Origin of the sequence: Kribbella sp. NPDC048928 (assembly GCF_043197975.1) — a bacterium.
Classification (GTDB): Bacteria; Actinomycetota; Actinomycetes; order Propionibacteriales; family Kribbellaceae; genus Kribbella.
Map to the genome: position 1 here is coordinate 104,777 of NZ_JBICUC010000005.1, position 20,870 is coordinate 125,646.

A 20,870-nucleotide genomic window follows, 5' to 3' on the forward strand; every position below is an offset into this window, starting at 1 on the left:
CTGATTCGACAAAGGTCAAGATAGAGCCATGTCTAAACAGGAGCTGCTCCTGACGCCGGTTTCGGCGACCGGGTGCTGCGCGCCGATCTCCGCCGCCGCGCTCGACGCCGACCAGGCGACCGAGGGGGCGAGCGTGTTCAAGGCGCTCGCGGACCCGATCCGGCTGCGGCTGCTGTCGATGATCACGTCGGCGGGCGCCGAGATCTGCGTCTGCGACCTGACTCCCCAGTTCGAGGTCAGCGGCCCGACCATTTCGCACCACCTGAAAGTGCTCCGCGAAGCCGGCCTCGTCGACTGCGAGCGCCGCGGCACCTGGGTCTACTACTGGCCCGTCCCCGAACGGCTCCGCTGGATCGCCGGTCTGCTCGAAACGCCTGCCTCGTGAAGAAGCCGGTGGTGTTGTTTGTTTGTGTGCACAATGCGGGGCGGTCGCAGATGGCCGCTGGGTGGTTGCGGGAGATCGCGGGGGAGCGGGTCGACGTACGGTCGGCGGGGTCGGCGCCGGGAGACCGGATCAACCCGGTCGCGATCGAGGTGATGCGGGAGGTCGGGATCGACATCACCGCCGCCGTACCCCAACTGCTCGCGACCGAGGACGTCCGCGCGAGCGATGTCGTGATCACGATGGGGTGCGGTGACACCTGCCCGGTCTTTCCGGGTAAGCGGTACGAGGACTGGGAGCTGACCGATCCCGCAGGGCAGCCGATCGAGGTGGTCCGCCAGGTACGCGACGAGATCCGCGCCCGGATCGAGAAGCTGGTCGCTGGAGCGGATCTCCGTTCCAGTTGAGGGTTCTCCGCTGGCATACGAGTAGAGAACCCCCAACAGGAGCGGATGACCCGACCCCAAGCCGCGCGGGCTCACGCACGCATCGGACACAGGAGCCGGTTATTCGATTGACGGTGCCGTGGGCGTGCTGGTCTGCTGGGCGGAGGTGCGCCGGAGGAGCCGGTGCGGAGCGAAAGGAGAGTGCCTATGTCTGTCCTGTCCTGCGGTTTCGCTCTGAAAGGTTCTTCGGTTTGGCTTTCGCACGTTCGTTCAGTTGTGAACATTGCGGCGTAGAGGTCTCCCTCGACGCCCCCGGCACTACCCATCGCAACCACTGCCCGAGTTGTCTGTGGTCGCGGCATCTCGACCGCAACGTCCCCGGTGATCGTAAGGCGGACTGCTCCGGTGGCATGGAGCCGATCGCGGTCACGGTCCGCGGTGAGGGCCGTTGGGTCCTCATCCACCGATGCACCAACTGCGGCCGTCTGCGGCTCAACAAGACCGCCGGCGACGACAACGCCCTGCAGTTGATGCGGCTGGCAGCACTTCCGCTGTCGATGCCCTTCATCCCGTTCGCGCCCCCGCCTGCAGTTGAGGCCGAGCCGAACGGGCGCCCGCGCAAGCCGCGCGCCCGCAAGGTCAAAGCGGAATGACAGCGAGTCCGGAGCGTCGTAGAACGGCGCTCCGGACTCGTCCACCGCATGTCCCGAGGTCGGCGACGCCATGCCTGGCGCTGTCGTGACCTCGCGGTTTGCGCTCGAGCCTTCATGCGATAATGATAACGGTTGTCATTTCATTCCGCTCGAAGGTTGGTTCTGTCGTGAATCGCAGACTGTTCGCAGTGCCCGTTGCCGCCGCTCTCACTGTGCTGGGGGTGAGTGCGTGCTCGTCGGGCGACGACGCCAGTCCCACCTCGTCGTCGGCGTCCTCAGGGGGCGCGAAGATCAAGGTGGTCGCGTCGACAGATGTCTGGGGCGACCTGGCCGGCAGCGTCGGCGGCGACAAGGTCGAGGTCACCTCGATCATCACCAGCCCGGACGCCGATCCCCATGAGTACGAGGCCAACACGCGCAACCAGCTGGCGCTGTCGAACGCGGCGATCGTGATCGAGAACGGCGGCGGGTACGACGACTTCATGGACCGGATGCTGAAGAGCGCGAAGAACACCTCGGCCACCGTGCTGAACGCGGTCACCATCTCGGGTAAGAAGGCCGCTGCCGGCGCGGAGCTCAACGAGCACGTCTGGTACGACTTCCCGACCGTGGCGAAGGTCGTCGACCAGCTCCAGCAGGCATACGCGAAGGCTGCTCCGGCCGACGCGTCGACCTTCCAGCGGAACGCCACCGACCTGAAGCAGAAGCTCGACGGGCTCACGCAGCAGGAGGCGACGCTCAAGGCGAAGTACGACGGCCAGCCGGTCGCGATCACCGAACCGGTGCCGCTCTACCTGCTCGACGCGGCCGGCCTGCAGAACAAGACCCCGGACGAGTTCAGCGAGGCGATCGAGGAGGACACTGACGTACCCGCCAAGGTCCTGGACGAGACCCTGCAGCTCTACACCAAGCACGAGGTGAAGCTCCTCGCGTACAACGCGCAGACCGCCGGCCCGGAGACCGAGAAGGTTCTGAACGCCGCCAAGCAGAACGGCATCCCCGTGGTGCCGGTGACCGAGACGCTCCCCAGCGGGAAGGACTACGTCGGCTGGATGTCGGCGAACCTCGCCGCGGTCGGTGCCGCGCTCGGCCAATGAGCACGGTCCTGACCCTGGAGCGTGCGGCCCTCGGCTTCGGGTCCCGCACACTCTGGGAGGGCCTCGATCTCGAGGTACGCAGCGGTGAGCTGATCGCCGTCCTGGGCGCCAACGGCTCCGGCAAGTCGAGCCTGCTCAAGGTCATCCTCGGACAGACGCCGTTGTGGTCCGGCACTGCGACCTTCCTCGGTACGCCCGTACGCCGCGGCGATCGGCGGATCGGGTATATCCCGCAGCAACGCCTGGCCGACGACGGCGTACCTCTCCGCGGGCGGGACATGGTCGCGCTGGGGCTGGACGGGCACCGGTGGGGAGTGCCGATCCCGTCGCGGCGACGTCGTCTGCGGGTCAACCAGTTGCTGTCGTCGGTCGGCGCGGAAGCGTACGCGTCCACCCCGCTGTCGTCGTTGTCGGGCGGTGAGCAGCAGCGGCTGCGGATCGCGCAGGCGCTCGCGGCCGAGCCCCGACTGCTGCTGTGTGACGAGCCGTTGCTGTCGCTGGACCTGCCGCACCAACGGCTGGTCAGCGACCTGGTCGACGACGCGCGGCGGCGGCTCGACCTCGGCGTCCTGTTCGTCACCCACGACATCAACCCGATCCTCGAGAAGGTCGACCGGGTGCTCTACATCGCGAACCACCGGTTCCGGATCGGCACGCCGGACGAGGTGATGACGACCGACGTACTCAGCGGGCTCTTCGACGCGCCGGTCGAGGTCATCCGGCACAACGGCCGGATCCTGGTCGCGGGCGTCCCGGACCACGACCCGTACCACCACCCAGAAACGGCGGGCGCCCGATGATCGGCCTGGACAGCCCCGTCTGGTCGGAGATCTTCAACTTCTCCGGGTACGGGCAACTCCTGCCGCTGCTGAAGAACTCGATCATCGCCTGCGTCGTGCTCGGCATCGTCGGCGGCCTGATCGGTGTGTTCGTGATGATGCGGGACATGGCGTTCGCGGTGCACGGCGTCAGCGAACTGTCCTTCGCCGGCGCCGCGGCCGGGCTGCTGCTCGGTGTCAGCGTCGTCACCGGAGCACTCGCAGGTTCGCTGATCGCAGCACTGCTGATCGGCGTACTCGGTGCCCGGGCGCGCGATCGCAACTCGGTGACGGCGGTTCTGATGCCGTTCGGGCTCGGGCTCGGAATCCTCTGCCTGGGCCTGTATCACGGGCGCGCGGCGAACAAGTTCGGCCTGCTGACCGGACAGATCGTGGCGATCGACGATCCGCAGATCAAGTCGCTGATCGTCATCTCCGCCGTCGTCGCGGTCGGGCTCGTGCTGGTCTGGCGGCCCTTGCTGTTCGCGAGCACGGACGCCGACGTCGCTGCTGCCCGCGGCGTTCCGGTCGGGCTGTTGTCGATCGTGTTCATGATCCTGCTCGGCCTCGCGGTCGCGGTCTCGGTCCAGATCGTCGGAGCGCTCCTCGTACTCTCACTCCTCGTCACACCCGCCGCCGCGGCGCTCCGAGTCTCGTCGTCGCCGATCGTGGTGCCGCTCCTGAGTACGGTCTTCGCCGTACTCGCCGCGGTCGGCGGCATCCTGCTCGCGGCCGGCAGCTCGGTCCCCATCAGCCCCTACATCACCAGCATTTCCTTCGTCATCTATCTGACCTGCCGCCTCTTGTCCACACGCCGCGTACCGGTTTGGCGAACGGCCAGCCGTGCGCGGCGTTCATGAAGACGCCGTCGACGGTGTCCATCAGGCACATGCCGGCCGCGAAGAGGATCGGGAGCACGAGCACCGAGTAGAACGGCAGGTTGAACGCGGCCGCGCCGCCGGCGCCGGAACGCCGCGGGCCGCGACGTGGCGCTGGTGGACTCGGTCACCGGGTTCTCCTCGGACGGAAAGGTGACGATCGCGGCGCCGTCGCCGCGAAATGCAGCCAACACTTTGCGCTTGTTGCGACTGAATTGCAACTGCGTCTGAGTCGCAGATAGCAGCCCCGCGGGCGTCAGGCGGTGGCGGGTGGGACGACTGTGTAGCCCTCGTCGCGGATGGCTTCGAAGGCTTGTTCGCGGGCCTCGGCGGACGCGAAGTCCGCGGTGACCTGTTTGGAGTCGAGGTCGATGCCGGCGACGGTCGCGCCGTGCGACTCGAGGACGCCGGTGATCGTGTTCGTGCAGTGTGAGCAGGTCATGTCGGGGACTTCGAACACCTCGGACACGCTGGGTTCCTCCTGAGGATCGGGATTGCCGGAGACACGGACGACGTCGAGCAGGCGGACGTACGTCTCGACGAAGAGGGCGACGAGCGGGGCGAGCAGTGTGGAGCGCTCGCCGGTTGTGGTGGTGGGCACGTTGGCCAGGCAGCGCGGGATCTCGCCGTACGCCAATGGTTCGTACTGGTGTGCGACGCCGGCATCGTGATCAGGACGCGCGATGGCGGCGTCCTTCAGAGCGCGCAGCGTCATCCGGGTGGTGGCCGAGTAGGCGAGCCTGCCGTCGGGGCGGTCCTCGAGGGCTACGGGGATCATGCCTCGGCGGTACGTCTCGGACTGCAGTCCCCAGAACCAGGTGTTCGCGACGACCGTGAAGAGCCCGGAGACGCGTAGTTCACGGGCGAGTTCGGCGGGAGTACGACGGGTGTCGAGCCAGGAGTGCTGGATCAGGGCGCGGGCGGTCGTCTCGAAGCCGACGTTCAGGATCTCGACGGGGTCCTGGTCGGTCGTTGTCGCGGCCATCACGGCCCGGTCGTCGGGGGAGAGTGCGGCGGCTCGGTGGTGGACTTGGGCGTCGGCGGCGAGGGCGCGGCGCAGTACGAGGACTGTCTCGCGAGCGACCACCGCGACGAGCGGGCCGTCGGGTCCGCAGTGCGCGACGTTGGCGGTGCCGTCGGTGTCCTGCCATAGCAGTCGGTGAGTCGCGCTGGTGACCTGGTTCGGTTCGCACGGCTGCAGGCGCGAGGTCAGGTACTTGAGTTGCGCCGGTGTGAGGTGGCTGCCGGGGGCAGGCGTCAACGGTGTCAGTTCAGGCTCGACGTGGAACGCGGGCGGGAAATGCCGTACGGCAGACGCCTGGTCGAACTGCCCGGCGACGCGCGCAAGGATGCCTGCCGCCGCAACCCGGTCGTACCGTCGCACGTCCGGAGCAACCAGGTCCGGTGCACCCACGCCGTACCTCCCGCTGACACGAGAACCACTCCGAGGCCGCGCTCCACCGGCACCAACCATTCTCGCTGGAATCGCGGTCCGGCGTGGGCGGCGCCGCGTGTCCAGGTTGATCATGGTTGATCAGGGCTCCAGGTCCGGCGTGCGGCCGAAGTTCCGCAGGCGGAGGCTGTTGTACGTGACGAACAACGACGACAGCGACATCGCCGCGGAAGCGACCAGCGGGTTGAGCAGCCCTGCGGCGGCGACCGGTACGGCGGCGAGGTTGTAGGCGAACGCCCAGATCAGGTTCCGGTGGATCGTCCGGCGGGTCCGCCGGGCGAGCCCGATCGCGTCGGGAACCGCACCGAGGTCCTCCCGGACGAGCACGATGTCGGCGGACTTCAGCGCGATGTCGGTGCCGGTGACCACCGCGAGGCCGAGATCGGCAGTCGCGAGTGCGGCCGCGTCGTTGATGCCGTCGCCGACCATTGCAACCCGATGGCCGTCGGCCTGCAGCCGCGCGATGACGGCGGCCTTGTCCGCAGGCAGTACGTCGGCCCGTACGTCGTCGATGCCGAGCTCCTGCGCGACCACCCGCGCGGCGGCCTCGGAGTCACCGGTGAGCAGGATCGTTCGCAGACCTTCCCGGTGCAGCGCCTCGATCGCCCCGGCCGCCGTCGGACGAAGACTGTCCGTCAGCCCGAACGTCGCGACCAGCCGCCCGTCGACCGCCAGGTGAACCACCGACGCCTGCCGGTCATTGCTGCTGGCAAGATCGGGCACTCCTTCGGCGAGCAGCAAAGCACCGTTGCCGACAGCAACGTGATGCCCGTCGACCCGGCCGGTGGCACCGCGCCCCGGGTGCACGGCGAAGTCGGTGACGGGCCGCCCAGCCACGCCCTCTGCCGTCGCGAGACCCTCGACCGCCCGGGCGATCGGGTGTTCGGAGCCGTGCTCGACGGACACCGCGTACGTGAGGACAGCGCCCCGGTCGAGCTCCGCGGTGAGCCGGAGGTCGTCGATCGCCAACTCACCGGTGGTCAGGGTGCCGGTCTTGTCGAGCACGATGGTGTCGATCACCCCGCTCGCCTCGAGCGCGTCCTGACCCTTGATCAGGATGCCGAGCGTCGCGCCCCGGCCGATCCCGACCATCAGAGCGGTCGGAGTGGCGAGTCCGAGAGCACACGGGCACGCGATCACCAGTACTGAGATCCCGGTCCCGACGGCCTGGGTGACGGACGAGCCGGCGAGCGCCCAGCCGGCCGCGACGGCGAGGGCCAGCGCGATCACGGACGGTACGAACCAGACGATGATCCGGTCGACCGTGTGCTGGATGCGGGCCTTGCGTTCCTGCGCCTGCTCCGCGATCGCGGCCATCTGCGCGAGCTGGGTGTGGACCCCGACCGCGGTCGCGGTCAGGACGAGCCGTCCGTCCGTACTGATGGTGCCACCCACGACCTGAGAGCCCTTGGCGACCGTCCGTGGCATCGGCTCGCCCGTGACCACACTGGTGTCGACGGCAGCCGTCCCGTCCAGCACCTTCGCGTCCACCGGAATGATCTCGCCCGCGCGGACGACGACCGTGTCGCCCTTGACCACTTCACCGGTCGGTACGTCGACCTCGTCGCCGTCCCGCAGGACGCGGGCAATCGGCGTGGCGAGCCGGCTCAGAGCGCCGAAGACATCGGCGGCGCGCCGGCGTGACCGCGTCTCGAAGTACCGTCCGGCCAGCTGGAAGACCGTCATCCCGGCAGCGACGTCCAGGTACAGACTGCCGGTGTCGAGCGGGATCGAACCCAGTCCGGCCGACGTACTCGCGCTACCGGGCCACACCACCGCGACCGCGGCCCAGCCGAACGAGACCGCGATGCCGAGCGACACGAGCGTGTCCATGCTGACCGCGCGATGCCGCAGGTTGCGGACGGTCGCCCGGTGGAACGGGTACGCCGCCCAGGTGACGATCGGCAGCGCCACCAGCAGGCAGATCAGGTCCCAGCCCGGAAAGCGCAGCGACGGCAAGGCGCCGAGCACGATCGTCGCGTCCATCAGTGGGATCGCTAGCAGGGTCGCGACCACGAGACGGCGCCGGAGCGCGGTGATGCGGCGGGCGGACAGCTGCTCGGCGAGCTCGTCGCCGGTCTCGGGATCGCGGATCGTCGCCTGGTAGCCGGCGCGGTCGACCGCCGTCGTCGCCCGGTCGGTGAGATCCGGACCGGAGCCGGTGACGATGGCTCGCTCGGTGGCGTAGTTCACGCTGGCGGTGACACCGTCGAGTTTGTTCAGCGCGCGCTCGACGCGGTTGGCGCAGGCGGCGCAGGTCATGCCGCCGACGAGGAGCTCGACCGTCGCGGTCCGTGGTTCCTGTTCGGTCAGGGTCACCGGTGCTCCTTGGTGGTCTCGGTGCGCCGGGCCAGCCGCTCGAGCATCGCGTTGTAGGTGTCGTACGAATCGTCGAGGCCGTTGTCTAGGTGCCGGTCGATGCGGCGCGCGGCCCGGCCGTCCTGGATCGCCCACTGCAGCGCCAGGACCACGACGACGATCAGCAGCGGGATCTCGCTGCCGGCCCAGGCGATGCCGCCGGCGACGTGCTGGGTCGCGGCGAGGTCGGGCTTCCAGGGCAGCTCGAGGTGCTGGTAGAACGAGTCGCCGATGATGGCGCCGTCGGACATCAGGATCACGCCGAAGAACGCGTGGAACGGCATCGCGCCGAGCAGGACGGCGAGCTTCGCCAGCGAGGGCAGCTGATGCGGCGTGCGGTCGACACCGATCACGAGACCGAAGTACAGGCAGCCGACCACGAGGAAATGCACGTTCATCAGTTGGTGCGCCCAATGGAATCGCATCAGCGTCCCGAACGCGTTCGTCAGGTACAGCACGTAGTACGAACCGATGTAGACGGCGAAGACGAACAGCGGGTGGTAAAGCGCCTGCAACGGGCGCGAATGCAGAACGGCGAGCACCCATTCGTGCGGTCCGGGCTGCGCGTCCTTGGCCGCGGCCGGCAACGCGCGCAGTGCGAGCGTGATCGGGCCGCCGAGGACGAGGGGGATCGGCGCCACCATGCTCAAGGACATGTGTACGGCCATGTGCACGGCGAAATCTGCGCCGGAGTACTTGCCGAGGCCGGAGCTGGTCACGACGACGATCACCAGCCAGCCGAGCACCCACGCGATGGTCCGGCCGACCGGCCACCGCTCGCCCTTCCGTGCCAGCCGGCGGACACCCGCCAGGTAGCAGGCGACCGCCACGGCCGCGGCGACGACGAACAGCAGGTTGGGTCGCCAGTGCCCGGCCAGCGAGGCGAGTCCCGGTGGGACTCGCAGGTCGAAGCCGAAGAAGATCTGGCTGATCGACGTCGGTACGAAGAACTGCGGCGGCGGGATCCGCATCATCGCGAGGCCGGCCGCGACGAAGACGGAGGTCCCACCCGCCAAGAGGCTGACACCTGCCGTGATCCTGCCGCGGTGTACTGCGGTCAGACCTGCACCGAGCAGACCGAGCGCCACGAATTGCGTCAGGCTCAGCCAACCGGTCGCGTCGGCGAACGGCGACGAGCCGGCGAGCTTGAACCAGAGCAGCACGCCCTCGGTGACCACCAGGACAGCAAGGAGCACCGTCGCCGTACTGCGCCAATGCACTCGGTCGAGCACTCGCGGCCGGCGTCCGGTGGCGACCCGGAGCGTCTGGACGACAGCCATGCCGAGGAGGATCTGACCCGCGACGGTCTGGTAGATGCCGGAGTCGCTCCCGAAGTCGTGCCGCGGCCCGACCAGGATCTGCCCGACCATCACCGGCGCCAGCGAACCCACGAGTGCCGCCCAGAGCGCGACGGCGTACCCGATCCAGCGGACGGTCAGCACGCTCGTGACGAGCACGATGATCGCTGCGACGCAGGTCACCATCCAGGACCGTCCCGCGTCGCCGGAGAACATCGCGAACCACAACGCCTGCGGGTCGACGATCCGGCCGAGCGCGTAACCGTTCGAGTCGGCCGAATCGAGCGCGATGAGCAGCCCGGAGCTGATCACCCAGCAGGCTGCGGCCCGACGTACGACGATGGGTTCGAACCACTCCGCGACGTCGAGCTGCCGGCGGGCGGCCGCGTCCTGAACCGGCCGGAGCTTGCCCGCGACCAGTGCCGAGACCAGTGCGCCGACGGTGACGAGCGACGAGAGATCGGCCACAGCGCGCACGAACGTCGCGATGAGGCCGGTCAGGCGTCCGGGGTCGTCACGGGCGATCCGCAGATAGCTGTCCGGTCCCATGACCGCGGTCGCGACGAGCGGTACGGCGACGGCCAGTACGCCGAGCAGAACGACGTACCGAATCAGCCACGGCCGGTGCCGTGTCGGTGCCACACGTCTCTCCTGATGCATTCGATTGCCTTGTGCCCCCAACCCTTGAGTACGAAGCAGCGAGCGGAAGAGTTCCCGGAACTTCCCGGGCGGTTGTGGAGTTGTCAGTACGGTCGCCACTCCCGAGGAAGGTCCCGCCGCGATGTCACACGGCATGATCCCGATCGCCTGGTCGGTTGCGTTGACGGCTGTCTTCGTCGTCTCCGGTCTGTACTGCCTGTGGCGCGTCGCGGCCGGGCGCGGTCGCGGGATGGACCTGGTCGTGGACGTCAACCATGTGCTGATGAGTCCGGCGATGTTGCTGATGGTGTGGTGGCCTTCGGCGACCGGATCCACGTGGGTGCAGATCGTCGCGTTCTCGGGACTGGCGCTGGTGTTCTTCCGCGACCTGTCCCGCTCGCACGACGTCACCGCGCGGACGGCCGCACTGCTGCACGGCGGGATGAATCTGGGCATGGTCTGGATGCTCGCTGTCGGGATGTCGAGCATGTCCGGGATGTCGGACATGCCGGGGATGCCTCAGATGGCTGAGATGCCGGGGATGGTTCACACCGGCGGGCAGGCGTGGGGCACGTTGTTGAGCTGGCCGGTCGCCGGGCTGCTGGCGCTGTCCGCGGGATGGTGGTTCGTCCGCGTGGTGCGGTCGCCGGGCCACCGGATTCTCTGCTGCTGCCACGGCCTGGCCTCCGGCGGCATGGCGGCCATGCTCGCACTCATGATCCCCGCGCTGTAGGCCCTCCGCCGGGAGTGCCCGGCGGAGGGCTGTACTCAAGCGGGTCAGGCGGTTGCCAGGAGTTCGGCAAGGTCCGTTCGGGCGCGGGCGACGCGGGACCGCACCGTGCCGATCGGGCAACCGAGCTGGGCCGCGGTCTGTGCGTACGGAACGCCGGCCAATTGCGTCAGTACGAACACCTCGCGACGATCTCCGGGCAGTGCGTCGAGCAACTCGCCCAGCGCGATCCGGTCCTCGAAGCCAGGGAGGCCTCGCGGCTGGGATCGTTCGGCGGCGAACTGCCAGTCCTGCTGCGAGATGCGCGGTCGTGCGGCCCGGCGGCGCAGATCGTCGGCGACGGTACGCCGCGCGATCGACAGCAACCACACTCGCGCCGACGATCGCCCTTCGAACCTGTGCAGGCTCTTGAGCGCCCGCAGGAACGTCTCCTGGGTCAGGTCGTCGGCTGCCTGCGGATCAGCGGACAGGTGCACGACATAGCGCCGTACGTCGCGACGCAGGGTACGGATGAAGTTGTCGAGGGCAACGAGATCGCCGTCACGGGCGGCCAGCGCCAGCCGCGTCGAGGTCTCGTCACCGTCAATGAACAGGGCAGAAGTCATGACATGCGTCCTTCTGGAACGTCCAGAACCGGCGGCGCGTGAAAGCGCTGCCGGTCAACGGGAAGGGCCCGCCGAACAGCGGGCAGCATCCCGGGTGCACAGCACCCGAGGTGTCAGCGAACAGCGAGTCCGCTGGGTGGGCCTCTGGACGTGATCGCGTGCGCGAGCAGGAGCTCTCGAACCGGCGCGGGGGAGTAGACCGGGATGTTGCGCGGCCGGAGCGGGATCGCCGGCGTCCGGAGCACGGGCCGCAATCGCCGCAGTACCCGGACAGCCAGAGATCGCAGTACGGAGAAGGCGGCGCGCTCGCCGTACGCGAGCCAGAGGCCGCACAACAGCGCGGCCACGAGGTGCGCGCCGAGCATCCCGAATGACGACGTACCGGTCAGGTGATGGTCGTGCATGGCGTCCTGGTGGGCCGGTGCCATGGTCTGAGCGAGCGTGAACACCGTGTGCAGCGCAGCCTGCATCGCCAGCGTGCCGGCGACGACGAACGCGACACCGCGTTCTCGATCGGCCAGGATCCAGCCGATCGTCGCGATCCAGGCGAAAGCCATCGGGATCGCCCAGCCGGGCAAGCTCGCCCCGGACATCAGGACGTGGCCGAGGGCAGCGAGCAGTACGCAGACAGCCGCGAACGTCGCGGCCCGCGTGGCGCGGAATCCCCAGCTCTCGTGCATGACCGAGCCATGGTCGCATCCCGGCCGCGACGCCCCGCCTGTGGCCCACACCACACGGACCACCGGGAACCAGCCGGGGCCGCGGGCCGACTCCTGTACCGGAAACCGTGCGGACCCAGCGGACTGAGCCGCGGCACGGACGAGGAGTGGACGTGAGTGCAGTACTGGAGCTGGAAGACCGCACCGTGGCGCCGGAGCGCGGGAAGCGCGGCCGCGGTACGGGACTGTTCCGCGCGTTCTGGCGCTGGCATTTCTACGCGAGTTTCCTGGTCGTCCCGATCCTGCTGATCCTGGCGTCGACGGGGTTGATCTACCTGTTCCGGTTCCAGCTCGAGCCCGTCCTGCACGCCGACCTGATGAAGGTGCAGCAGCCGGCCGGCCTGGTGGCGCAGCCGTACGAGTCACAGCTCGAGGAGGTCCGCGCGGCGTTCCCCGGCGCGACCGTGGTCTCGATGACCGAGCCGTCGAAGCCGAACAGGTCGACCGTGTTCTCCGTCGACACCGCTGCCGGATCACGTGACGTGTACGTCGACCCGTACGAAGGCAAGGTTCTCGGGTCGCTCAACCCTGACCGGACGCTGTCCGGCGCGGCGATCCTGCTGCACGGTGAGCTGATGGCCGGCCGTTGGGGCGATTATGTGATCGAGGTCGGCGCGTGCTGGGCGCTCGTGATGGCGTTGACCGGCTACTACCTGTTCATCCGCGGCCGGGTGGCGCGGGCTCGTCGTCGGGCTGCCGGTGCGGCGGGTGCGGTGCTGCGTTCGCGGCATGGGCGGACCGGCGCGGTTCTCGGGCTCGGGTTGCTGTTCCTGATCGTCTCCGGACTGCCGTGGACCGGGTTCTGGGGCGCTAAGACCCAGGAGCTGGCGACGAGCCACGGTACGTCGTTCTGGGGCGAGGATCCGGGCGCGCTGTCCAACCCGACGTCGACGCTGGACGAGTCGCTGCCGCACAGTCACACGGTGCCGTGGGCGCTGGGCAAGACCGAAGTACCGCGGTCGGATCCGGCGAGCCGGACCGGGTCGGTCGCGACGGTCGACACGGCGATCGAGGTCGGACGGCGCAACGGTCTGCGGAGTCCGATGACGATTGCGCTGCCCACCAGCACCACGGGCGTCTTCTCCGCGATCGGGTACGCGTTCAGCAACCCCGCCCAGGAGCGGACGCTGCACGTGGACCAGTACGGCGGTCGCGTGGTGTCGACGTACGGCTATCGCGACTATCCGGCGCTCGCGAAGGTGGTGTCGCAGGGCATCGCGCTGCACGAGGGTCGCCGGCTGGGCCTGCTCAACTTCTGGCTGACGACGGTGTTCTGCCTCGGTGTGATCTTCATGTGCGTCACCGGCCCGCTCATGTGGTGGCGCCGCCGCCCCAAAGGCAACGCACTCGGCGCACCCCGCGGCCGCCTACCCCTCCGGGCAACGCCCGGCCTCGCCGTCCTGGTGCTCGCCCTGGGCCTCTTCCTGCCACTCTTCGGCATCACCCTCGCGGCTGTCCTCCTCCTCGACCAACTCCTCCTACGCCGCGTCCCAACCCTCCGAACCTGGTTCAACATCAGCCGGCCACGAGGATGAACCGCGACGACCGGCCGGCCTGATTGAGGTAGCCACGACGCTGGTAGAACTCGTGCGCGTCGGTACGATGGTCGGCGCTGGTGACCTCGAAACGCGTGCACCCCCGGCTGATGGCGAACGACTCGGCCGCCGTCATCAGCTGTGTCGCGACGCCCTGCCGGCGGGCGCGGTCGGAGACGACCAGGGCAACGATGCGCCCGGAGAACCCGGAGAGCTGGAAGAACGGCTCGACATGTACTGCGACCAGACCGAGAAGGTTGCCGTCGGCATCGGCCACGTAGACGGCGCTCGCCGGATCGTCCGCCCAGGCACGGATCCGGGCGCCTGTGGCTCCTGGATCGTCCTGGGGATAGCCGAGCTGTTGGAGCAGCTCGTTGACTGCGGCGGTATCGGTGGGGGTTGCCGGCCGGATCATGTGATCGGGAGGTCGAAGTAGGTGTTGGGGTAGGGCTCGTTCCGTAGGGTGTAGTGCCACCACTCGCGGTCGTAGCGGTTGAAGCCGGCTGCTTCCATGGTGGACGCCAGGGTTTCGCGGTTTGCCGCCTCGGTGGGGGTGATGCCGGTGGCTCCGTGGTGTGAGATCGAGTCCATCAGGTCGTGGTCGCCGCCCATCGCCGCGAGTTCGCCGGTCGCGAGGTCGAAGAGCGTCAGGTCGACGCTGCTGCCGCGCGTGTGCCCGGACCTGGTCGCGACGTACCCGTTCTCGAACATCGCGGTCCGGTCGAGGTTCGGGTAGTGGCGCGGCTTCGTACGGCCGTCCTCGGGCAGCTCGGACCAGCGCAGGAAATGGTCGACAGCCCGTTGCGGGCGGTACCCGTCCCACAGCAGCAAGCCGAAGCCGAGCGGCTCGGCCAACTGCTGCGCGACCTCGAGCGCGGCGCAGAGTGCGCGGGTGCCGACGATCCGGTTGGCCAGGTAGCCGTCGACCGGCTTCCCGGTGAAGTTGTCCCAGGTCGCGTACTTCGCGTCCCACCGGATCCCGGCGGCGAACTCGTCGACGAACACCAGGTCGGCGCTCACCGCGGACTCCCGGACAGCGTGCCCGACAGGGTGACCGACACCAGCCGGTCGAGCACCTCGCCGAGCGGCAGGCCGGCCGCGGTCATCATCCGCGGATACCGGCTGTACGAGGTGAGCCCCGGGAAGGTGTTGACCTCGTTCAGGATCACCGAGCCGTCGTCGGTGAGGAACAGGTCGACGCGTGCCAGCCCGCTGCAGCCCAGTGCGCGATAGACGGCCTTCGCAGTCTGCTGAACGAGCGACCGCGCCTCCGCCGGGATGTCGGCCGGAACGATCGGAGTGGAGTTCTCGGAGCCGCTCTCCGGCGAGTCCTCCTGATGGATCTTGAAGAAGCCGTGCGAGAGCGCGATGTGGTCGACCTCGCCGACGGTCAGCTCCGGATCGTTGCCGAGGATCGCGCAGCCGACCTCGCTGGCCACGACCGCCTCCTCGATCAGGATCTTGGTGTCGTACTGGGCAGCGGTCTCGACGGCGTTCGCGAGCTCGTCCTTCTGGTTGACCTTGCTGACGCCGAACGACGAACCGGAGCGGGCCGGCTTCACGAACACCGGGTAGTTGAGCCGATCGGGGTCGATGGTCTCCTTCGCGCTGACGATCCAGAAGTTCGGCGTCGCGATACCGGCGCCCTGGGCAACGAGGTACGTCAGCGACTTGTCCATGCACAGCACCGAGCTCTGGATGTCGCAGCCGGCGTACGGGACCCCGGACAGCTCGAGCAGGCCCTGCATCGCGCCGTCCTCACCGCGCTTGCCATGCAGGACGGGAAGAATCACATCAAGGTTGAGCGTCCGGTACTGCCCCTCGCGGATCCGCGAGCCGAGCCGGTCGGACTCCAGGACGAGCAGACCGCGCACACTGCTGTCCGGCGACAGCACGACCGGCTTGCCCTGCTCCCAGTCGGTGTCCGGACCGTCGCACAACTTCCACGCCCCGCTCTGTGCGATGCCGATGTAGTACGGCTCGTACTTCTCGGGATCGAGGTGCTGTGCGACCTCACGCGCGGACTTCACGGAGACGCCGTGCTCCTCGGAGACCCCGCCGAACAAGATGCCGACCTTCAACTTAGCCATGCTGCGTCCTGCTTTCGAAATTCAGGCAATTGACAAGGGAGTTCTCGACCATGTCCCGCAGGGCGCGGTCGGTGTAGTACGCGGTGTGTGGACTGATCAGTACGTTGGGCAGCGCCTGCAATCGCAGCAGGAGTCCGCTGCTGATCGGTTTGTTGCTGTGATCGGCGTAGAAGATGCCTTCTTCACCCTCGAGTACGTCGAGTGCGGCGCCGCCCAGATCGCCCCGCTCCAGCGCTTCCACGAGTGCCTTCGTGTCGACGAGGCCGCCCCGCCCGGTATTGACGACGAAAGCGCCCGGCCGCAATTGCGCGATGCGACGTTCGTCCAGCAGGTGATGTGTGTCCGGAGTCAGCGGGGTGTGCAGCGTGACAATGTCGCTGCGCTGCAGGAGCTCGTCGAGCCGGACGTAGTCCGCGGACGTCTTCGGCTGCTTGTCGAAGGCAACTACCGGGCACCCGAACCCGCGCAGCCGGTCGAGCACCGCGGCGCCGATCCGCCCGGTCCCGACGACGCCGACGGTGAGATCGCGCAGGTCACGCCCGCGGACATCGCTGAGCCGGTAGTCGTGCACGTCGGCGCGCCGCAGGACGGTCTTCGCGTTCCGTACCGCCATCAGCATCAGCATCAGCGTGTAGTCGGCGACGCTGTCGGGGGAGTAGGCGACATTTCCGACGGTGATGCCGACGCTTTCCGCGTACCGCACGTCGAGGTGGTTGTAGCCGATGCTTCTGGTCGACAGATACGTCACGCCGGCGCGGCTCAGTGCGAGGAGTGCCGAATTGCTGATCCGGTTCTTGTGATCGACGCTCACACAGCGGTTGCCGACGGCAAGGCCAGCATTCTCCGCGGTGACCGGCGTCGGGTTCAGCGTCAGTTCTACGCCGAGCAGCGGTGCCAGTTCCTCGAACAGGACCGCTTCATCCGGTGCACAGCCGAAGATCGTGATTCCGGTCGTCGGCACGGGCCCGGAGGACAGCAATTCCGCCGTACGTGCTGGTTTCATGCCTCCCAGTCAAGAACGGGCGGCGTTGCGGGCACGTATCCGGTTTTTCATACGCCCACGACATGCCGGACGCAGCCACCACCGGTACGACGCGAGCGCTGCCAGCCCGGCGCCCACGGTGTTGAGGAGTACGTCGTCCACCGACGACACCCGGTCCAGTTGCAGCACGTACTGCGCGACCTCGACCGTGACCGAGCAGGCCGCGGCCAGCAGCAGGATCCGCCGGACGGAGGCCAGCGCGGCGAAGCGCAGCGGCGCGAAGAACCCGACCGCGGCGAAGATCAGCAGATTGCCGACAATCTGCGGCGGCGACATCGTGACCAGATCGCGGAACGGCACCAGGCTGACCCGGCCGGGGACGAGCCCGGCTCTGCTGTTCGGCAGCATCGTCATCCACACCAACGGCACCGTCCAGTAGACGATGCCGACCTCGGCCAGCGCGGTCCGCGTGCCACGCCGGCGGCCCAGGATCCATGCCACCAACGCGGCGAGGGGGAGGGCTAGCACCATCAACTCCGCGAGCCCGGTGTAGGTGCCGAACCAGAAGCGTAGGCCGGTCAGTCTCACGCCGGACTGCACAGGGATGAAGGCATCCCGCCAGCCAACCTCAGCTGATGTTGCGGCGGCGTATGCGTTTTTTGATACACCGGCGATATGTCAGGACGAGCGATGTCAGGACGAGCGATGTCAGGACGAGCGCCCGCGCCGCCGCGCGCGCTGCGTCATGTAGACGTCGAATGCCCGGTACACGAGCGGCCGCAGCGGCAGGTCCCACTCGCCGACGTACCGGGCAGCCTGGCCACCCGTACCGACCTTGAACTGGATCAGTCCGAGGTGCGGATCCTCGGCGTCGAGCGTGGGCGTGATGCCGCGCAGGCTGTAGACGCCGCAGCCGGCCGCCAACGCGTCGCGGATCATCGCCCACTGACACGCGTTCGAGCCGCGCACCTCCCGCTTCGCGGTGGCAGACGCGCCGTACGCGTACCAGGCCTGTACGCCGACCCGCACCAGCACGGCACCCGCGACCAGCGAGCCCTCGTGGTACGCCAGGTACAACCGGATGCGCTCCTGGAGCGCCGCGAACATCGTCTCGAAGTACTGCAGCGGTCGCGGCGTGAAGTGGTCGCGCTCGGCGGTGTGTACGTACAGCTCGTGGAACGCCTTCAGGTCGTCGCCGACCACAACCTCGACGCCGGCCTTCGCCGCCTTCTTGAGGTTGCGCCGCCAGAGCTGGTTCATCCCGCGCAGCACCTCGTCCTCGGACCCGTTCAGCGGCAACTCGAAGGTGTACTGAGGATGCCCGGTTCCGAAGCCGTCGACGGGGCTCTGCGACAGCCAGCCGGCCTCGCGCAATTGCCTCGTCACGTGCGCACCGACCGGATCGACGTACTCGCTGGGCAAGTCCGGCAGCCGCCTGATCTCTGGGTCCGCGATGCCCTGCTTGACCTGCGCCGCGCTCCAGCTGTCCGTGCGAACCGGAGGACCGAGCCGAATCGCAAACGCACCCTGTGCCTTCAGGTACGTCGCCAGCGGGCGGAGCCACCGATCGAGCGGACCGGCCCAGTCGATGACCGGCCCTTCGGGCAGGTACGCGAGCGTGTAGCGCTCGAGCCGCGGAACCGGCCGGTGCAGGACGAGCCCAGCGCCGACGAGCTGCTCACCGTCGTACCAACCGAGCGACTCGTGCCGCCACTCGGTCTTCACCCGGCCCCACTCGGGCGTCTGCAAGAAGCTGACCGACTGCTGCGCCTCCACGAAGCCGAGGTGCTGGGTGGCGTCGATCGGCTCGACAATGAGGGTCACCCTTGCATCCTCGGATCGTGCGTCGGGTCGGCGTACCGCGGCGGACAGCCGTGTTCCGCGGCCTCCGGACGCAGCTCGTAGTGCCACGGCTCGTTGTCGTAGATCTGGCAGAGCCCGTACCCGGCGCCGTGCTCGGCCAGCCAGGCGGTGGCGTCGGAGCGCCCGATGTCGATGGCCTGGCCCTGCACGTGCGGCGAGTTCTGCGGAGTCGCCACCCAGCGCGCAGCCTCGCGCTCGGAGCCGTACTTCGAGATCGCCTCCTGCAGCAGTTGCGACTGGTACGCCGGTGAGCGCCACCCACTGTTCACGTAGAAGACGACCCCGTCCTCGGCGGCGGCCCGCGCTGCGCGGCGCAACGCACCGAGCAGTTCGGGATCGAGGTTGACGACGCCCGGAACCTTCTCGTCGAAGACCGTGACGCCGTCCGGGACGGCCCCGTCGGCCTCCCCGAGCCCGGCCCGGCCGGCGGTCGGGATCGACGTGGTCATCGTCTGGTGGATGAAGACGCCGACGAGGGCCACGTTCGCGAGCAGGAAGGCTGCGCGGATGGTCGATCGGGTCCGCCGGGTCGATGGGCTGACGGTCATCTCACCAGTGAAGGCAACGGCGTGTTGCCGCCCGGTATCAGGTTTTGGATACGCGGGCGATATGGATCGCCCCGTAGCATCGTCAGTGTGCGGGTGCTGATCGTGGAGGACGAACCGGAGATGGCGGGCGCCATCCGGGACGGCCTGCGCCTGGAGGCGATCGCCGCCGACATCGCCGGTGACGGTCACACCGCGCTGGAGTTGCTCGAGGTGAACACGTACGACATCGCCGTCCTCGACCGCGACATTCCCGGCCCGTCGGGCGACGAGATCGCCGCGCGGATCGTTGCCTCCGGCAGCGGTATGCCGATCCTGATGCTGACCGCGGCGTCCCGGCTCGACGACAAGGCCACCGGGTTCGAGCTCGGCGCCGACGACTACCTGACCAAGCCGTTCGCGTTCCAGGAGCTGGTGCTGCGGCTGCGCGCGCTCGACCGCCGGCGTGCGTACAACCGGCCGCCGGTGCGGGAGATCGCGGGGCTGCGGCTGGATCCGTTCCGCCGGGAGGTCTTCCGCGACGGGCGGTACGTCGCTCTCACCCGGAAGCAGTTCGCCGTGCTCGAGGTCCTGGTCGGGGCCGAGGGCGGCATCGTCAGCGCGGAGGACCTGCTCGCGCGCGCCTGGGACGAGAACGCCGACCCGTTCACCAATGCCGTCCGGATCACGGTGTCCGCGCTGCGCAAGCGACTCGGTGAGCCGTGGGTGATTGCGACGGTGGCCGGCGTCGGGTACCGCATCGAGGACGCCGGCCATGGATAGGGAGCCTGGCTTCAGCGTCCGGCTCAAGCTCGCGATCAGCTATGCGGCCTTCCTGATGGTCGCCGGCGCTGTGCTGCTCGGGGCCGCCTGGATCGGCCTGATGCAGTTCCGGTCCGGTGGTGTAGTGATCATGACCACGACCTACTCCTTCCCGCAGTTGGTGTGGCGTTCGTTCGCGCCGATCTCGGCCGCGGTGATGGCGTTCCTGCTGGTGTTCGGCCTGGTCGGCGGGTGGATCCTCGCGGGCCGGATGCTCGACCCGCTGACGAAGATCACCGAGGCGACCCGGGTCGCCGCGACCGGGTCGCTGTCGCACCGGATCCGGCTGCCCGGTCCGAAGGACGAGTTCCGGGAGCTGTCCGACGCGTTCGACACGATGCTCGCGCAGCTCGAGGCCCATGTGGCCGAGCAGCAGCGGTTCGCCGCGAACGCCTCCCACGAGCTCCGGACGCCGCTGGCGATCACGCAGACGCTCCTCGACGTGGCCCGCAACGACCTGAACCACGACAACCGTGACAACCAGGTACTGGTCGATCGGCTGCGCGCAGTCAACGCCCGCGCGATCGATCTGACCGAGGCGCTGCTCGTGCTCAGCCGCGCCAACCAGCGGTCGTTCGGCCGGGAACGCGTCGATCTGTCACTGATCGCGGAGGAGGCGACCGAGACGCTGCTCCCGCTCGCCGAGAAGAACGGCGTCACGATCGAGACCACGGGCGAGCAGGCCCCGACCGTCGGCTCGCCCGCACTCCTGATGCAGTTGATGACGAACCTCGTGCACAACGCGATCGTCCACAACGTTCCGGACCACGGCAGCGTGTGGGTCACCACCAGCGTCGACACACCGACCGTGGTCCTCACCGTGGAGAACACCGGCGAACAGCTCGCTCCGCACGTGATCTCCACGCTGGTCGAGCCGTTCCAGCGCGGCAGCGAACGCATCCGTACCGATCACCATGCAGGCGTCGGCCTCGGCCTCGCCATCGTCAAAAGCATCACGAGAGCCCACGACGGCACCCTCACCGTCACCCCGCGCGAACAGGGCGGCCTCCGCATCACCGTCGAACTCCCCGCCTGATC

General features: G+C 68.5%; 22 protein-coding genes. 10 read left to right on the forward strand and 12 right to left on the reverse strand.

All coding sequences use genetic code 11. The features are described 5' to 3' along the window. The first annotated feature begins 28 nt into the window (after positions 1 to 28). The 6 genes from ACGFI6_RS22555 (at position 29) to ACGFI6_RS22580 (ending at position 4,196) form a co-directional block, all read left to right on the forward strand. Entirely contained in the window at positions 29 to 385 is a 357-nt protein-coding gene (locus tag ACGFI6_RS22555; RefSeq protein ID WP_393121537.1) for a metalloregulator ArsR/SmtB family transcription factor, read from the forward strand. Between the two features lie 50 nt (positions 386 to 435). Next, positions 436 to 789, forward strand: a complete 354-nt coding sequence (locus ACGFI6_RS22560; RefSeq protein ID WP_393121539.1) for an arsenate reductase ArsC — start codon at positions 436 to 438, stop codon at positions 787 to 789. A gap of 230 nt (positions 790 to 1,019) precedes the next feature. Further along, positions 1,020 to 1,421: an RNHCP domain-containing protein gene (locus ACGFI6_RS22565; protein ID WP_393121541.1), complete on the forward strand. Its 402-nt coding sequence runs from the start codon at positions 1,020 to 1,022 to the stop codon at positions 1,419 to 1,421. 167 nt (positions 1,422 to 1,588) lie between these two features. Then, positions 1,589 to 2,518: a metal ABC transporter solute-binding protein, Zn/Mn family gene (locus tag ACGFI6_RS22570; RefSeq protein WP_393121542.1), complete on the forward strand. Its 930-nt coding sequence runs from the start codon at positions 1,589 to 1,591 to the stop codon at positions 2,516 to 2,518. Continuing rightward, positions 2,515 to 3,318: a metal ABC transporter ATP-binding protein gene (locus ACGFI6_RS22575; RefSeq protein WP_393121544.1), complete on the forward strand. Its 804-nt coding sequence runs from the start codon at positions 2,515 to 2,517 to the stop codon at positions 3,316 to 3,318. Before ACGFI6_RS22570 ends, ACGFI6_RS22575 begins: the two co-directional genes overlap by 4 nt. Then, positions 3,315 to 4,196 (forward strand): metal ABC transporter permease, encoded by an 882-nt coding sequence (locus ACGFI6_RS22580; RefSeq protein ID WP_393121546.1) that lies wholly within the window; start codon positions 3,315 to 3,317, stop codon positions 4,194 to 4,196. The genes ACGFI6_RS22575 and ACGFI6_RS22580 overlap by 4 nt, the downstream gene beginning before the upstream one ends. 274 nt (positions 4,197 to 4,470) lie before the next feature. Here the strand turns inward: ACGFI6_RS22580 and ACGFI6_RS22585 are convergent, their stop codons facing one another. From ACGFI6_RS22585 to ACGFI6_RS22595, 3 genes are all read right to left on the reverse strand, one after another. After that, positions 4,471 to 5,628: a heavy-metal-associated domain-containing protein gene (locus ACGFI6_RS22585; RefSeq protein WP_393121548.1), complete on the reverse strand. Its 1,158-nt coding sequence runs from the start codon at positions 5,626 to 5,628 to the stop codon at positions 4,471 to 4,473. 120 nt (positions 5,629 to 5,748) lie between these two features. After that, the gene (locus ACGFI6_RS22590; protein ID WP_393122516.1) at positions 5,749 to 7,929 is read right to left on the reverse strand and encodes a heavy metal translocating P-type ATPase; all 2,181 of its coding nucleotides are present in this window, start codon (positions 7,927 to 7,929) and stop codon (positions 5,749 to 5,751) included. A 53-nt stretch (positions 7,930 to 7,982) separates the two neighbouring features. Next, the gene (locus ACGFI6_RS22595; protein WP_393121550.1) at positions 7,983 to 9,965 is read right to left on the reverse strand and encodes a cytochrome c oxidase assembly protein; all 1,983 of its coding nucleotides are present in this window, start codon (positions 9,963 to 9,965) and stop codon (positions 7,983 to 7,985) included. Positions 9,966 to 10,104: 139 nt separating this feature from the next. Here ACGFI6_RS22595 and ACGFI6_RS22600 point away from each other — a divergent pair, with 139 nt between their 5' ends. Further along, the gene (locus tag ACGFI6_RS22600; RefSeq protein WP_393121552.1) at positions 10,105 to 10,695 is read left to right on the forward strand and encodes a DUF5134 domain-containing protein; all 591 of its coding nucleotides are present in this window, start codon (positions 10,105 to 10,107) and stop codon (positions 10,693 to 10,695) included. Positions 10,696 to 10,739: 44 nt separating this feature from the next. On the opposite strand, the gene ACGFI6_RS22605 is transcribed toward ACGFI6_RS22600, so the two are convergent. Both ACGFI6_RS22605 and ACGFI6_RS22610 read right to left on the reverse strand, forming a co-directional pair. Then, positions 10,740 to 11,297 (reverse strand): sigma-70 family RNA polymerase sigma factor, encoded by a 558-nt coding sequence (locus ACGFI6_RS22605; protein WP_393121554.1) that lies wholly within the window; start codon positions 11,295 to 11,297, stop codon positions 10,740 to 10,742. A gap of 113 nt (positions 11,298 to 11,410) precedes the next feature. Next, positions 11,411 to 11,977 (reverse strand): hypothetical protein, encoded by a 567-nt coding sequence (locus ACGFI6_RS22610; RefSeq protein ID WP_393121556.1) that lies wholly within the window; start codon positions 11,975 to 11,977, stop codon positions 11,411 to 11,413. Between the two features lie 152 nt (positions 11,978 to 12,129). On the opposite strand from ACGFI6_RS22610, the gene ACGFI6_RS22615 reads away from it, so the two are divergent. Further along, a complete protein-coding gene (locus ACGFI6_RS22615; protein WP_393121558.1) occupies positions 12,130 to 13,551 on the forward strand; it encodes a PepSY-associated TM helix domain-containing protein in 1,422 nt (473 codons plus the stop codon). Here the strand turns inward: ACGFI6_RS22615 and ACGFI6_RS22620 are convergent. The 7 genes from ACGFI6_RS22620 to ACGFI6_RS22650 all read right to left on the reverse strand — a co-directional run bounded on the left by ACGFI6_RS22620 (position 13,532) and on the right by ACGFI6_RS22650 (position 19,034). After that, the gene (locus ACGFI6_RS22620; RefSeq protein WP_393121560.1) at positions 13,532 to 13,966 is read right to left on the reverse strand and encodes a GNAT family N-acetyltransferase; all 435 of its coding nucleotides are present in this window, start codon (positions 13,964 to 13,966) and stop codon (positions 13,532 to 13,534) included. The two genes, ACGFI6_RS22615 and ACGFI6_RS22620, sit on opposite strands and share 20 nt — an antisense overlap. Continuing rightward, the gene (vanX, locus tag ACGFI6_RS22625) at positions 13,963 to 14,571 is read right to left on the reverse strand and encodes a D-Ala-D-Ala dipeptidase VanX (protein WP_393121562.1); all 609 of its coding nucleotides are present in this window, start codon (positions 14,569 to 14,571) and stop codon (positions 13,963 to 13,965) included. The genes ACGFI6_RS22620 and vanX overlap by 4 nt, the downstream gene beginning before the upstream one ends. Beyond that, complete coding sequence (vanA, locus tag ACGFI6_RS22630; protein ID WP_393121564.1) at positions 14,568 to 15,641, reverse strand: D-alanine--(R)-lactate ligase; 1,074 nt, start codon at positions 15,639 to 15,641, stop codon at positions 14,568 to 14,570. Before vanA ends, vanX begins: the two co-directional genes overlap by 4 nt. Next, positions 15,634 to 16,644, reverse strand: coding sequence for a D-isomer specific 2-hydroxyacid dehydrogenase family protein (locus ACGFI6_RS22635; RefSeq protein ID WP_393121566.1), 1,011 nt, complete (start codon positions 16,642 to 16,644; stop codon positions 15,634 to 15,636). The genes vanA and ACGFI6_RS22635 overlap by 8 nt, the downstream gene beginning before the upstream one ends. 9 nt (positions 16,645 to 16,653) lie before the next feature. After that, positions 16,654 to 17,211: a VanZ family protein gene (locus ACGFI6_RS22640; protein WP_393121568.1), complete on the reverse strand. Its 558-nt coding sequence runs from the start codon at positions 17,209 to 17,211 to the stop codon at positions 16,654 to 16,656. 120 nt (positions 17,212 to 17,331) lie between these two features. Beyond that, on the reverse strand, positions 17,332 to 18,447 hold the full coding sequence (locus ACGFI6_RS22645) for a lipid II:glycine glycyltransferase FemX (RefSeq protein WP_393121570.1): 1,116 nt from the start codon (positions 18,445 to 18,447) through the stop codon (positions 17,332 to 17,334). Beyond that, positions 18,444 to 19,034, reverse strand: a complete 591-nt coding sequence (locus ACGFI6_RS22650) for a M15 family metallopeptidase (protein ID WP_393121572.1) — start codon at positions 19,032 to 19,034, stop codon at positions 18,444 to 18,446. Before ACGFI6_RS22650 ends, ACGFI6_RS22645 begins: the two co-directional genes overlap by 4 nt. Before the next feature lie 87 nt (positions 19,035 to 19,121). On the opposite strand from ACGFI6_RS22650, the gene ACGFI6_RS22655 reads away from it, so the two are divergent. Continuing rightward, entirely contained in the window at positions 19,122 to 19,793 is a 672-nt protein-coding gene (locus tag ACGFI6_RS22655) for a response regulator transcription factor (protein ID WP_393121574.1), read from the forward strand. Next, positions 19,786 to 20,868, forward strand: a complete 1,083-nt coding sequence (locus tag ACGFI6_RS22660; protein WP_393121576.1) for a sensor histidine kinase — start codon at positions 19,786 to 19,788, stop codon at positions 20,866 to 20,868. Before ACGFI6_RS22655 ends, ACGFI6_RS22660 begins: the two co-directional genes overlap by 8 nt. Positions 20,869 to 20,870: the final 2 nt, after the last annotated feature.